This window comes from Rugamonas rivuli, from assembly GCF_009380165.1.
Classification (GTDB): domain Bacteria; phylum Pseudomonadota; class Gammaproteobacteria; order Burkholderiales; family Burkholderiaceae_D; genus Rugamonas; species Rugamonas rivuli.
Map to the genome: position 1 here is coordinate 556,495 of NZ_WHUF01000002.1, position 13,506 is coordinate 570,000.

Annotated in this window: 14 protein-coding genes; 9 read left to right on the top strand and 5 right to left on the bottom strand. The window is 61.7% G+C overall.

The genetic code is table 11. From position 1 onward, the window contains the following. Positions 1-16 precede the first annotated feature (16 nt). A complete protein-coding gene (locus GEV01_RS07660; RefSeq protein WP_175022976.1) occupies positions 17-763 on the top strand; it encodes a TlpA family protein disulfide reductase in 747 nt (248 codons plus the stop codon). Positions 764-848: 85 nt separating this feature from the next. Here GEV01_RS07660 and GEV01_RS07665 read toward each other — a convergent pair whose 3' ends face one another. Next, on the bottom strand, positions 849-1,529 hold the full coding sequence (locus GEV01_RS07665; protein WP_152803135.1) for a PEP-CTERM sorting domain-containing protein: 681 nt from the start codon (positions 1,527-1,529) through the stop codon (positions 849-851). 19 nt (positions 1,530-1,548) lie between these two features. Next, a complete protein-coding gene (locus GEV01_RS07670; RefSeq protein ID WP_152803137.1) occupies positions 1,549-3,726 on the bottom strand; it encodes a phosphocholine-specific phospholipase C in 2,178 nt (725 codons plus the stop codon). Positions 3,727-3,967: 241 nt separating this feature from the next. Here GEV01_RS07670 and GEV01_RS07675 point away from each other — a divergent pair, with 241 nt between their 5' ends. The 3 genes from GEV01_RS07675 to GEV01_RS07685 are packed head-to-tail and all read left to right on the top strand — an operon-like array spanning position 3,968 to position 5,915. Beyond that, a complete protein-coding gene (locus GEV01_RS07675; RefSeq protein WP_152803139.1) occupies positions 3,968-4,876 on the top strand; it encodes an alpha/beta fold hydrolase in 909 nt (302 codons plus the stop codon). Next, positions 4,873-5,220 carry an antibiotic biosynthesis monooxygenase family protein gene (locus GEV01_RS07680; protein ID WP_152803140.1) on the top strand — a complete coding sequence of 116 codons (348 nt, stop codon included), beginning with the start codon at positions 4,873-4,875 and terminating at the stop codon, positions 5,218-5,220. Before GEV01_RS07675 ends, GEV01_RS07680 begins: the two co-directional genes overlap by 4 nt. Beyond that, positions 5,217-5,915, top strand: coding sequence for an ArsR/SmtB family transcription factor (locus tag GEV01_RS07685; protein ID WP_152803143.1), 699 nt, complete (start codon positions 5,217-5,219; stop codon positions 5,913-5,915). The genes GEV01_RS07680 and GEV01_RS07685 overlap by 4 nt, the downstream gene beginning before the upstream one ends. Before the next feature lie 7 nt (positions 5,916-5,922). Here GEV01_RS07685 and GEV01_RS07690 read toward each other — a convergent pair whose 3' ends face one another. Together GEV01_RS07690 and GEV01_RS07695 are read right to left on the bottom strand one after the other, a co-directional pair. Continuing rightward, complete coding sequence (locus tag GEV01_RS07690) at positions 5,923-7,251, bottom strand: MFS transporter (protein ID WP_152803145.1); 1,329 nt, start codon at positions 7,249-7,251, stop codon at positions 5,923-5,925. Positions 7,252-7,363: 112 nt separating this feature from the next. Next, positions 7,364-7,852: a hypothetical protein gene (locus tag GEV01_RS07695; protein ID WP_152803147.1), complete on the bottom strand. Its 489-nt coding sequence runs from the start codon at positions 7,850-7,852 to the stop codon at positions 7,364-7,366. Positions 7,853-8,020: 168 nt separating this feature from the next. Here GEV01_RS07695 and rpsO point away from each other — a divergent pair, with 168 nt between their 5' ends. The 5 genes from rpsO (at position 8,021) to GEV01_RS07720 (ending at position 12,057) form a co-directional block, all read left to right on the top strand. Beyond that, a complete protein-coding gene (rpsO, locus tag GEV01_RS07700; RefSeq protein WP_008450438.1) occupies positions 8,021-8,290 on the top strand; it encodes a 30S ribosomal protein S15 in 270 nt (89 codons plus the stop codon). 219 nt (positions 8,291-8,509) lie between these two features. Further along, positions 8,510-10,633, top strand: a complete 2,124-nt coding sequence (gene pnp, locus GEV01_RS07705) for a polyribonucleotide nucleotidyltransferase (RefSeq protein WP_008450435.1) — start codon at positions 8,510-8,512, stop codon at positions 10,631-10,633. Positions 10,634-10,726: 93 nt separating this feature from the next. After that, on the top strand, positions 10,727-11,158 hold the full coding sequence (locus GEV01_RS07710; RefSeq protein ID WP_152803149.1) for a DUF29 domain-containing protein: 432 nt from the start codon (positions 10,727-10,729) through the stop codon (positions 11,156-11,158). 2 nt (positions 11,159-11,160) lie between these two features. Beyond that, the gene (locus GEV01_RS07715; protein WP_152803151.1) at positions 11,161-11,592 is read left to right on the top strand and encodes a DUF29 domain-containing protein; all 432 of its coding nucleotides are present in this window, start codon (positions 11,161-11,163) and stop codon (positions 11,590-11,592) included. An 18-nt stretch (positions 11,593-11,610) separates the two neighbouring features. Then, positions 11,611-12,057 carry a DUF29 domain-containing protein gene (locus GEV01_RS07720; protein ID WP_152803153.1) on the top strand — a complete coding sequence of 149 codons (447 nt, stop codon included), beginning with the start codon at positions 11,611-11,613 and terminating at the stop codon, positions 12,055-12,057. Here the strand turns inward: GEV01_RS07720 and GEV01_RS07725 are convergent. Further along, the gene (locus GEV01_RS07725) at positions 12,042-13,466 is read right to left on the bottom strand and encodes a PQQ-dependent sugar dehydrogenase (RefSeq protein ID WP_152803155.1); all 1,425 of its coding nucleotides are present in this window, start codon (positions 13,464-13,466) and stop codon (positions 12,042-12,044) included. The two genes, GEV01_RS07720 and GEV01_RS07725, sit on opposite strands and share 16 nt — an antisense overlap. Positions 13,467-13,506: the final 40 nt, after the last annotated feature.

A 13,506-nucleotide genomic window follows, 5' to 3' on the forward strand; every position in this document is an offset into this window, starting at 1 on the left:
ACGATCATTCTTCCTCATGCGCTCACTCTCCTTCGCTGCTGTAGGGCTATTAATTTCCTTTGCCTGCACTCCCCAGTTCGCGAATGCGAATTCGGTTAAGCCCACCAAGGCTGTCTCAAGCGCCGAACTCGAATTCAGAGATCAAATGGCTTTGACGGACTATCAGAAGATTGAATACCAGGATACGAATGGCTCCTCAATCACCTTTGTGCAGTTCCAGAAAAAGCTCTCCGAATCGGGATTCAGCATGGAGAAGAGCAAGGTGGGTGAGCAAGCCACGGCGATCGTCAAGCTCCAGTCCGGGAAAACCAAGGCGCCCAAGGTTAAGTACAAACTTGCTGCAGGCTCGCCTTTCCCTGCTTTTAAACTCCATGCGACCGATGGCAATGTTGTCGACAATGAGGCGCTGCGTGGCAAGTACACCGTCGTGAGCTTCTATTTTTCTGAATGCGCACCTTGTATCAAGGAGGTGCCGATGCTCAATGCATTCGCCGAGCGCAATAAGGAATTCTCTACCCTCGCAGTCACTTTTGATTCGCCTGACGAGGCCAAGAAATTTGCCCAGCGAACGCGACTAAGCTGGCGCACTGTCGCTGGCGCGGAGGAATTGATCGGCCAGATAGGCGTAAAGAGTTACCCGACTTTTGCATTGCTTGACCCTAACGGTGTTCTTGTCACGATCGAAAATGGATTTGACGCTGCCGGCAAGGGCACGACCTTGGACAAGTGGGTTAAGAGCGCTATCGCTAGCCGTACGCAGTAGTTGATAAAGCACGCCAGCGATTTTGCAACGTTCCGCCCGTGATTGCTTGCTTAGAATTTCAGCAAACAACCACGGGCGGCCCCCATTACGACATCTGCGCGCGCGTATTGCGGCGGATCGCCCCGACCAACATGCCCATGCCCAGCAAGAGCATCGACGCCATGCCCGGTTCCGGTACCGGGCTGGTAATCTCCCGAGCGATGAAGGACAGGTTATCCGCGTAGCCATCGTTGTCGTTCGAAGCGAGTCGCTCCATCGACAGCCAGAACGACAGTTTGCTGGTGCCAGCAGGCATGATTCCCACGGACTCCCGATAGAACAGGCCGGTCTGGTTGCCCCGATCCTGCGGGGTGACGGGACCGATCGCGGCGTTTCCTATCGCATTGTTCGACGCATCGAGAAACTGCACATAGAACAGTGCGTTGTCGCCCTGGGCGGCCCAGCCGCCGAGCCATCCGCTCAGGGAAAAGGAACTGTTCTGGGCCGTCGGCACGCCGAAGTCCAGGGTTTGATAGCCCACCGCATACTGCCCGAGGCCGGCGAACATCTTCGCTCCGCGATTGACCGGGCCAGGCTGGGTGGGAAGCACCCAGTTGCTGCCATAGTCGACCGATTGGACCATGTTGTAACCCGGGTAGTCGGTCCAGCCGCTCAGGCCTGCTTCGGCATCGCCGTTGACAACGAGGTTCTGACCGTAGATGACGTCAGCCTTGCCACTACACGCCACGGCGAACAAGGCCGCGGCAAGGAAAAATCTGCACTTCATGAAAAGCTCCTTATAAAAATCAAATGACGCGGTACTGGTCAAGTTGCGCTGCCCCGCGCATCGCAGGGTCGCTGATGGACGGCAAGCCGTTTTCCAGATGGCCGGCGAAGCGGCGCATCCAGCCCGGCAAGCCAGCCACACGCAGGCTGTAGTCGTACCAGTTGGAACTTGATGCCAGGGGAAGCCGGACGGCGCTCCTCGAGCGTGCGACGACGCGCACTTCCAGCGGCTTGTTCGCGTAATACTTGTTGGCGGTGAGTACGAAGGTGCATGGCTGTGCGCCATTGTTGACCAGCTCAATGAGCAGCTCGCCGGCGCTGCGTTCGGCGCGCAGGCTCATTTCCGGCCAGGCAGCGTTGCCGTCACCGCGCACGTCCCCAACGATGTGGCGATGGAAGCCGTTCGGTCCCAGTACCCAGAGATCGTAGGCAGATGCGGTGTTCCAGCGGCCTTTGAGCTGTTTGCCAGGTTCGACCGTATAGCGGCGCGGGACCTGATCCAGCGCCAGGCGGTCGTACACATGAAACACCGCCCCGGCTTCGCCCTGGTTGTCGAAACTGAGCTCCACCTGGCCGCCTCCGACCGGCACCTGTGCCTGCACCTGGAGTTCGTAGGGCAGGGCGCGTGCCGGACGCACGCCGGCAGCCTGGACCGGTGCCGTCAGGGTGGTCGGCGTTGCGGGTACCTTGGTGTTTGGCAGGCTCAGCGCCATCGAACGCCGCGCAGCCGTTTCCGGCAGCAGTTGTGTGAAGCCGTTGTCGTTCGGGTTGGCGAAGTCGAAACAGGACAACAGGTTGCCGCTCACCGCACGGCGCCATGGGCTGATCAGCGGCTCGCGCACACCGAAACGCGCCTCGATGAAACGCACCACCGAGGTGTGGTCGAAGACCTGCGAATTCACCCAGCCGCCCTTGGTCCACGGCGAGATGACATACATCGGAACGCGCGGCCCGAGACCGTAGGGGCGATGGTGCGTCCGTGCATCGGCGCCGTTGAGCACGTGATGGTACTCGCCGGTCGTGTCGACGGTCGACGCACCGGCGAGCTGCGACTGCGCCGGATTGCTGCTGTAGCTCGTGTATGCAGGAACGGCCGGCGGTGGCATGTGGTCGAAGAAGCCGTCATTCTCGTCGAAGTTGATGATCAGGACCGTCTTGCTCCAGCTGTCGGGATTGGCGGTCAGGGCGTCCAGCACGCGCGCGATGTAGTCGGCGCCCGACGCCGGACTCGAGGGGCCCGGGTGTTCGGAGCCTTCGGCGGTCGCGACGACCCAGCTGACCTGCGGCAGGCGGTTGGCCAGCACGTCGGCCTTGAGCAGGTCGATGTCGCGCGTGGTGGTGCCGCGATCGCGCAGGGATTGCGAATAGCCCGGCCGGCGATACCACGCGTTGCGGAAGGAGCGGAATCCGGCCAGCGAGTTATCGGTGAAGTTGTCCGCCATGTTCTGGTAAACCTGCCAGCGGATACCCGCCGCTTCGAGCCGCTCCGGATAGGTGGTCCACAAGTAGTCGGTGGACATGTCCGGATTGAAGTCGTCGCGGCTGTTGTCCGTCGACGGGCCGCCCGCAGCCGCCAGGGGATCGTTGTGACCGCTGAACAGAAACAGCCGGTTGGTGTTGGTGCCGGTCTGGGTTGCGCAGTGATAGTGGTCGCAGATGGTAAAGGCACGCGCCAGCGCGAACTGGAAGGGAATGTCGGCGTCAGCGTAATAGCCCATCGCGCGGTTCTGCTTGACCGTGCACCAGTCATTCATACGTCCGTGGTCCCACGCCAGCTGGGCGTCGAGCCAGGCATGGGGCGTCCCGGCCACGCGCATGACTGGAAAGTCCTGCACCGTGTTGAGCCGGAACGGCGCGATGGCGCTGCCCTGTGGCCAGTTGGGCCGGCCAGGCACCGGCGCCCCACCGACAGAGCGCTGCACGAAGACCGATTTGCGATTGAAGAGATTTTGCCGGTCCATCACCGGAATCGGAAAGGGATCACCGAATCCCCTGACCCCTTCCAGGGTGCCAAAGTAATGGTCGAAACTGCGGTTCTCCTGCGTCAGCACGACGATATGCTCAACATCCTGCAGGCTGCGAGTGCGTTGGTTGGCGGGGAGGGCCAGCGCCTTTTGGATGGATGGTGGGAAGGTCGCAAGCACGGCGCTTGCGCCGGCCGACTTGCCCATTTTGCGGAGGAAGTCACGTCGGCTCATGCACACACCTGCGTGCGTGCGAGCGCGAATTTGAAAATATGCATTTGATTGATCCAGGTCGATTGTCAGGGAAACATGAAAACTGTAGTAATGCAGGCAACAATTTACGTAACAATGATGAAATGTTGATGACATGGCATTCAATCGAACGCACTTCTGGACGCCGCCTATGCTTCGCTCCACGCCGAAGCGTGCGTCGATTCAAACAGCTATCTTGTCGATTCGATGACAGGAGGCTTCAATGATCAAACTGATGGAAACGCCGATGCTGGCGCTGCAGGTGCGCCGCGCCGCCCGCGACCTGGGCGATGTGATCTACGTACACGGCTCCACGTTCGGCGCCGATCTCTCGGTATTCTTCGCGTTCGATGGCCGCAGCTGGGCCGATGAATTGAACGACGCCGGTTTCAACGTATGGGGTTTCGACTTCGCGGGCTACGGCGCTTCGGAGCGCTATCCGCAAGACGACGCCATCCCCGCAGGCCGCCTGCATGACGTGCAGGCGCAACTGCACCGCGTGGTCCGCGCCGTCCGCGAGCGCAACGGCGGCCGCCCGGTCATGCTGCTGGCGCATTCGTGGGGCGGCTCGGTGGCGGCGCGTTATGCGGGCGATTATCCGCAAGAGCTCAGCGCGCTGGTGCTGTTCGCGCCGATTGTCACGCGCAGCGCCGCCATGGTTGCCGGTGCCTACGTGCCTGCCGCGGCAGGCATGGCGTCGCATTATCCGCTGACCGCGTGGGCGCAGTACCGGCGCTTTGTCGAAGACGTCCCGCGCGGCCTGCCGCAACTGCTGTCGGAGGCGCATTTCCAGCACTGGAGCGCCGCATTCCTGGCCTCCGACACCGGCGCCGCCACCCGCACGCCGCCAGCCGTGCTGACGCCGGCAGGGCCGCAAATCGACGTGCGCGCGCTGTGGTCCGGCCATGCGCTGTACGACCCGGCGCGCATCGGCACGCCGACGTTGCTGGTGCGCGGCGAATGGGACAGCGTCTGCTCCGAAGCCGACGCCGTCCGCTTGCTGACGGAACTGGGCGGCAGCATCAAAGTCTGCAAGACCATCCCGCGTGCCACGCACCTGATGCATCTGGAGTCGTCGCGTGGGCTGCTCTACAATGCCGTCAATGCCTTTTTGCTCAGGAGCTCGACATGATTGCCGTGATATTCGAAGTCATTCCCAGCAGCGAGGGCCGAGCCGAGTACCTCGACCGCGCGGCCCAGCTGGCGCCGCTGCTGGAAAAGATAGACGGTTTCATTTCCATCGAGCGGTTTGAGAGCCTGAAGTCGCCCGGCAAGCTGTTGTCGCTGTCGTTCTGGCGCGACGAGGATGCGGTGCGCGCCTGGCGCGAGCAGGAGCTGCATCGCGAGGCGCAAAGCGCCGGCCGCGCCGGCGTGTTCGACGACTACCGCCTGCGCGTAGCCAGCGTCATCCGCGATTACGGTTTGATGGAGCGCGACGAAGCGCCGCCGTATCATCCACCGGTGGCCGCGCGATGAGCACGCCGCAACCGCGCTTCGCCCGCGTGGCCGCCGCAATCGGCGACCCGACCCGCGCGCTGATGCTGTCGCGCTTGCTGGACGGCCGCTTCTACACGGCCACCGATCTGGCGCAGCACGCAGGCGTATCCGCACCGACCGCGTCGCAGCACCTGAAGCTGCTGGTCGATGAAAACCTGGCGCGGGTGCGCGCGCAAGGCCGCCACCGCTACTACATGCTCGCCGACGGCAACGTCGCCCATGCACTGGAAGCCTTGCTGCGTGTTGCCGATGGCGCGTTGCCCGAGACCACGCGCTGGCAGGCGCCGGCCATGCGCGGCCTGCGTCATGCGCGCAGCTGCTACGGCCATCTGGCGGGCGTGCTGGGTGTGGACCTGTGCCGCCGCTTCGTCGATAACGGCTGGGTCAAGCCGGGGGAGGGCGATGGGCACGAGTACCCATTGACGCCTCTGGGTGAGGCGCAAATGCGCGAGCTGGGCATCGTGCTGTCGGAAGGCGCACCGGCGCAGCGCCAGTTGTACGGCTGCGTCGATTGGTCAGAGCGCCGCGATCACTTCGCTGGGCCGCTGGCGGTGGCGCTGCTCGATAACTTCGTCGAGCGCGGCTGGCTGCACCGCAACGACGACACGCGCGTGCTGGGCGTTTCAGCCAGCGGCAAGACCGAACTGGCCGCGTGGCTCGGCAGCGGAGGTTGAACCTAAGCTACTCGTTCTCTTCAATACGCATGGCCAGCGCGGCCGCGATGAACATCGAGAGTCCGCCGAGCACCATCATCATCACGGCGCTGCCGTTGAACACATGCGTCAGGAAGTAGCCCAGGCAGACGCCGGACACCACCTGCGGAATCACGATCGACATGTTGAACATGCCCATGTACATGCCCATTTTCTTCGCCGGTATTTTGCCGGCGAGGATGGCGTAGGGCATCGACAAGGTGCTGGCCCACGCCAGCCCGACGCCGGCAAACGACAGCAGCAACGTCATCGGCGAGGTGATGAAGTAGATCGAGACAAAGCTCAGCCCGCCGACGGCCAGTGCCAGCGCGTGCGCGGTCTTGCGGCTGGTGCGCGCGGCGATCAGCGGCAGCACGAAGGCGAAGGCGATCGAGGCCGCGTTGTAGACGGCGCCGCACACGCCCCACCAGTTGGCCCCTTCGTTGTACAGCGCGGAGGTGGTGTCGGTGGCGTGGTAGATGTGCTGGGTCAGCGTGGCCGTGCCGTAGGTCCACATCGAGAACCAGGTGAACCAGGTGAAGAACTGCACCAGCGACAATTGCACCATGATCTTCGGCATGTTGAGGTAGTCGCTGATAAAGCCGCGCACGCCGGTCGATGCGGGCGCCGCCTGTTCCGGCTCGGGATGGAATTCACTGAGCTGTTCTGGCGAGTATTCGCGGGTGCGCAGCACGGTCCACAGCACGGCCGCCAGGTAGATCGCGCCGCCGATGTAGAAGGCGTAGACCACCGAGTCCGGCGTCTTGCCGGCGGCGGCGGTGTTGGCCACGTCGAACCAGTGCGTCAGCACCCACGGCAAGGCCGAGGCGCCCACCGCGCCCACGCCGATGAAGAAGGTCTGCACGGCATAGCCGGTGGTCAGCTGTTCTTTGGGCAGCAGGTCGCCGACGAAGGCGCGGAACGGTTCCATCGAAATATTGATCGCGACGTCGAGCACCAGCAGCATGGCGGCGGCGCTCCACAGCACGGTGGCGTTCGGCAGGCCCAGCATCGCCAGCGTGGCCAGCACGGCGCCGATGAAGAAGTAGGGCCGGCGACGGCCCCAGCGGCCCCAGGTGCGGTCGCTCAGGTAGCCGATGATGGGTTGCACCAGCAGACCGGCCAGCGGCGCGGCGGTCATCAGGAAGCCGATCTTGTCGAGCTCGGCGCCCATGGTCTGGAAGATGCGCGGGACGTTGCTTTGCTGGAGGGCGAAGCCGGCCTGGATGCCGAGGAAACCGAAGCTCATGTTCCAGATGGCCCAGAACGACAGCTTCGGCTTTTGTGCCGGCGTGGCCGGTTTCACTTTTGCATGCATGGGGGATCTCCATTTTTGTTGGCGTATTATCTACTCGTTAAAGTAGTTTGGCTACAAAAATGGGAGAATCCCTTGGTTTGAGGGGGTGTTTTTGTGTATCTTTGCTACATCTCTAGCGGCCGCGGCGCGATTCCCGTTCCGGATCCGGGCCGTTGACCATGGCCTGGACGATGCCGTTACGGTCGAATTCCACGTGCATCACGGAATCCCAGACGTTCTGCTCCTTGTAGCGGTAAACCCACACATCGCCGTCGACGCTGGCGTAATGCACCTGCTGAGCCGGCTTGCCGAAGGTGCTGAGGATGGTTTGCTTGCTGTCCTTGCGTGGTTTGACGGTGGCGAACTTCTCGCTGCTGAGCACCTGTTCGAAGGAAATCAGCTTGCCGTCCGGGCCGATGCGCGCCATGTAGGTGTACTGGCCGAACGGTCCGCCGGCGTATTCGAGCATGGTGTCGGCGCCGCTGGCATACGTGCCGGTGGGCTGGCCCAGCTTGTCCTTGACCGCGTCGGCGGGTTCGCCGGCCGCCAGTGGAGGGGTGCTCATGCTGGCGCAGGCGCTCAACAGGACTGGCAACATTGCCACAAATATCAGTTTTTTCATGACGAACCCCTCTGTAGAACTGGAAAGATACAAGAATTGTAGCCAACACAGGATACATGCGGGGGATTTTCCGCTATACTTCCGGGTCTGGTCTTCGGATCAGTTTTTTTTGAAGTTCACGGTGTGCAGGGTTCAGACTCCGCGCACCGCATGTTAAAGGTAAATATCATGACCGTAGAAAACATCAACAAAGCCGCGATCATCGCGGACAACGCCCGTGGTCAAAAAGACACCGGCTCCCCAGAAGTTCAAGTTGCGCTGCTGACCGCACGCATCAACGAATTGAACGGCCACTTCAAGGCACACAGCAAGGATCACCACTCGCGTCGTGGTCTGATTATGATGGTTAACCGTCGTAAGAGCCTGCTGTCCTACCTGAAGGGCAAAGATGCTACCCGTTATCGCGATCTGATCGCTAAACTGGGTCTGCGTAAGTAATTTTTGCGTCATCCGGCTTAATCGAAATGCCTGCGCCAGTTTGCTGACGCGGGCATTTTGTCATTTTGCCGGGAAAAACTTGCCAAGCGGAATAGCGTCTTGGCAGTGCGACATGGAATTCCTGGGTTTTAGCAGTTGCAGTAAAGACGGCGCATGCCGTCTGTGGTGAGGTGAACGACAGCCCCTGAAAATCTGTCGGCAAATAGAAAGGGATTACCCATGTTTAATAAAGTTACGAAAACCTTCCAGTACGGTCAACACACCGTGACGCTGGAAACCGGCGAGATCGCTCGCCAGGCCTCCGGTGCAGTCATGGTATCGATTGAAGATACCGTGGTGCTGGCTACTGTCGTCGCACGCAAAGACGCCAAGCCAGGCCAGGACTTCTTCCCGCTGACCGTCGACTACGTTGAGAAAACCTATGCTGCCGGTAAAATCCCGGGCGGTTTCTTCAAACGTGAAGGTCGTCCTTCGGAAAAAGAAACGCTGACATCCCGCCTGATCGACCGTCCTATCCGTCCGCTGTTCCCGGAAGGCTACCTGAATGAAGTGCAAGTCATCATTCACGTGCTGTCGGTCAACCCGGAAATCGATCCAGACATCGCCGCCATGATCGGCGCATCGGCCGCCCTGTGCGTGTCGGGCGTACCGTTCAACGGCCCGGTCGGCGCAGCGCGCGTCGGCTACGCCAACGGCCAGTACATCCTGAACCCTACCGTTGAACAACTGAAGACCTCGCAGATGGATCTGGTTGTCGCCGGTACCGAAACCGCCGTGCTGATGGTGGAATCGGAAGCGCAGCAGCTGTCCGAAGAAATCATGCTGGGCGCCGTGGTGTTCGGCCACACCGAAATGAAAGCAGTCATCGACGCGATCCACGACCTGGTACGCGACGGCGGCAAGCCTGAAGTTGAATGGGTGCCACCAGCGAAGAACGAAGCGCTGATCGGCCGCGTTGCGCATTTCGCATCGAGCAAAATCAACGAAGCCTACCAGACCAAAGACAAGCAAGAGCGTACCGCCAAGCTGAAGGCCGCCACCAGCGAAGTGCTGGCCGACCTGTCCGCTGAAGCCGCCGCTGCCGGCGCCGCGCCAGTCGACGCTGCCGAAGTGAACAACATCCTGTTCGACATGGAAGCCAAGATCGTCCGTACCCAGATTCTGGACGGCGAGCCACGTATCGACGGCCGCGACACCCGCACCGTACGTCCGATCTCGATCCGCACCTCGGTACTGCCACGCACCCACGGTTCGGCGCTGTTCACCCGCGGCGAAACGCAGGCGCTGGTGGTTGCCACCCTGGGCACCGCACGCGACAGCCAGAAGATCGATGCGCTGATGGGCGAGTTCACCGACTCCTTCATGCTGCACTACAACATGCCACCGTTCGCCACCGGCGAAACCGGCCGCGTCGGTACGCCTAAGCGCCGCGAAATCGGCCACGGCCGTCTGGCCAAGCGCGCGCTGATCGCCGCACTGCCATCGCCGGAAGAGTTCAGCTACTCCGTGCGTCTGGTGTCGGAAATCACCGAATCGAACGGTTCGTCGTCGATGGCTTCGGTCTGCGGCGGCTGCCTGGCGCTGATGGATGCCGGCGTTCCAATGAAAGAGCACGTCGCCGGTATCGCGATGGGCCTGATCAAGGAAGGCGGCAAGTTCGCGGTTCTGTCGGACATCCTGGGCGATGAAGATCACCTGGGCGACATGGACTTCAAAGTAGCCGGTACCCGCAACGGTATCACCGCGCTGCAGATGGACATCAAGATCATGGGCATCACCAAGGAAATCATGCAAGTGGCGCTGGCGCAAGCCAAAGAGGGCCGCGAGCACATCCTGGGCGAAATGCAAAAAGCCATGCCGCACGTGAAGACCGAACTGTCGGACTTCGCACCGCGCCTGATCACCATCAAGATCAACCCGGAGAAGATCCGTGACGTCATCGGCAAAGGCGGCGCAGTCATCCGCGCCCTGACCGAAGAGACTGGCACCCAGATCGACATCAGCGACGAAGGCGTGGTCACCATCGCTTCCGTCGACGCTGCTGCCGGCCAGGAAGCCAAGCGCCGCATCGAAGAACTGACCGCATCGGTCGAAGTAGGCAAGACCTACGACGGCGTTGTGCTCAAGCTGCTGGACTTCGGCGCGATCGTCCAAGTCATGCCAGGTAAAGATGGTCTGCTGCACATCTCGCAAATCGCCAACGAGCGTGTGAACGCCGTTGCCGACTACCTGAAAGAAGGCCAGGCAGTGCGCGTCAAGGTTCTGGAAACCGACGACCGCGGCCGTCTGAAACTGTCGATGAAAGCCGCTGCTGAAGAAGCCGCTGCTGCCGCTGCACAGTAAGCTGTAACCTGTTCGACAAAAAAAACCGCCGGAGCGCCCCGGCGGTTTTTTTTCGTCCTGAACTTTTAGCGCCGCGCCCGGTCAAACCAGATCATGGGCACCTTATACGAAGACGACGTCATCGCCTGGTCCGAACAACAGGCGGCCTTGCTGCGTGCTGGCCGTTGGGAACTGCTGGATCGTGACAACATCGCCGAGGAGATCGAGGATGTGGGCAAGAGCGAAAAGAGAGAGCTTCAAAGTCGTCAAACCGTACTTCTTGCACATCTCCTGAAATGGAAGTATCAGCCGGGCAGGCGAGGTAGCAGTTGGGTGAAGACAATCAGGGAGCAGCGCACGGCGGTTGCCGAGGATCTTGTCCAATACCCTCATTTGAAACCACTGCTGAGCAACCCTCAGTGGCTCAGGCAAGTCTACCGGCGAGCCAAGATGGATGCGGAAGCCCAAACACACTTGCAAGATTTGCCGGCTGTGCTGCCTTGGACAGTCGAGCAAATATTGGAGCCTGATTTTTTCCCGGAGTGATCATGGCTGCTTCCTACGAAAACGACTTTGCCGAATGGACTCGTGAGCAGGCGTTCTGGTTGCGCTCCGGTGATCTTGCGCTGCTGGATACGCAGCACCTTGCGGAGGAGGCCGAAAATATAGTCTGGAGTTGTCGGCGTGAGTTGGCCATGCGCTGCGTCGGATTGCAGGCTCATCTGGCTCGATGGCAGCGGCAATCCGGACATCGATGCGGCCTCTGGCGAAAGCTGATCGATTTGCAGCGGACACAAATTCTCCGCATGCTCAACCGCTCGCCCAGTTTGCGTAGAGCTGTCGGGGACGCAGATTTTGTTCAAGATGTTTGGCTGGATGCGTTAATGAGAGTGGTCGGAGAAGACCACTGCTTTGACTTGCCCGAAGCCTGCCCCTGGTCCCTGGAGCAAGCACTGGCTCAGGACTTCTTCCCCGACTAGCTGAGAGAGGATGCCATCATGACAGCGACATACGAAGACGATGTGGCCGAGTGGGCGCTGGAGCAGGTCGCCTTGCTGCGCTCAGGGCAATGGGCATTGCTCGATATCGAGCATATCGCCGAAGAAATCGAGGACATGAACATCAGCCACCGCCATCAATTGGCGCATCGGATGGCGATCTTGATGGCGCATTTACTGAAGTGGAAGTACCAGCCTGATCGGGGTGGTGCTAGTTGGGAAAAAACGATACGCGGCCAGCGCGAAAAAATAAAGCGCTTGCTGAAACGGATGCCTAGTCTGCGGCGTCTGCTCGCGAACCCGCAATGGGATCGCGATGTATGGGACGATGCCGTTGACATTGCTATCCACGAGGCCCATCTGCGCGACCTGCCCAACGCGCGGCCGTGGGACTTCGAGCAATTGCTGTCGGATGAGTTCTTTCCCGACGATTATTTGCCATCGTAAGTCACGCGGTACACGCGGCCGCCGTAGTCGTCCGATACGATCATCGACCCGTCCGGCAGCGTCGCCACATCCACCGGCCGGCCGACCACTTCCTCGCCGCGCAGGAAGCCGTCGATGAAGGCGGTGTCGGTGACGACCTTGCTGTTGTACAGCGTAATCAGGCGCACGCTGTAGCCGCTCTTGGTCGAGCGGTTCCACGAGCCGTGCTCGGCGATGTAGACGTTGTTGCGGTAAGCCTCGGGGAACTGCTTGCCCGTGTAGAAGGCCAGCCCCAGCGGCGCCACGTGCGGCCCCAATTTGGCCACCGGCGGCTCGAACTCTTCGCAGCTGCGGCCCTTGGCGAAGTCCGGGTCCGGCACCACGCCGCCGTGGCAGTACGGGAAGCCGAAATGCATGCCGGCCTTGGGCGCCACGTTGAGCTCGCACGACGGCGTGTTGTCGCCCATCTCGTCGCGGCCGTTGTCCGTGAACCACAGCACCTTGGTCGCCGGATGGAAGGCGAAGCCCACCGTGTTGCGCACGCCGCGCGCGTATTCTTCCAGCTGGCTGCCGTCGGCGTTCATGCGGTAGATCTTGGCGCTTTTGGTGTCTTCGACGTCGCACACATTGCAGGGCGCACCGACCGGGATGTACAGCTTGCCGTCCGGCCCGGCCTTCATGACCTTCTCGCCGTGCCACTTGTCGTTGGGCAGGCTGACCTTGACCACCTCGTAGGATGGCTTCTGCGCATAGCGCTGGTCGATCTTGTCGAAGCGGATCACGCGGCTGATCTCGCCCACGTACAGCGCGCCGTTGAGCAGCGTGACGCCGATCGGGTTTTCCAGGCCCTCGGCGACGGTGACGACATCGGCCGTCTGCTTGTCGGCGCGCGGTACCAGCGCGTACACCTTGCCGGCCTTGCGCGAGCCGACATAGACGATGCCGCTGTCCGACACCACCATGCTGCGCGCAGTGCTGACGTCATTGGCATAGACGCTGATGTGGAAGCCCTTGGGCAGCTTGAAGCCGGCCAGGTCGGGCACGTTCTGCTGCGCCTTGGCGGCTGCCGCTGCGGCCGCTGCGGCCGGCGATGGCGCGGCGGCGGGCTTGCCGGCGTTGGCGGCGATCAGGTCGGCCAGCAGCGCGATCTGGCTGGCGTTCAGGGCCGGCGACCAGGCCGGCATGTCCTTCTCCGGCACGCCCTTGCTGATGATCTTGACGAGGTTGGCCTTGGTCGGCGCCCCGTGCAGCCAGTTGTGCGCACGCAGCGTGGGGCCGACGGCGCCTTCCATCTTGCTGCCATGGCAGGCCGCGCAGTTGGCCTGGTAGAGCTTTTCCGCAGCGGACAGCGCCGGCTCGGCCGCCTGGGCGGTCAGCGTTGCGGCGGCCAGGCAGGCGAGGGCGGCGTGGTGGAAGGCAGGAGATTTCATGGGCGTGTCCTCGGGGTAGGCGAACCGGTATTGTGCCAGT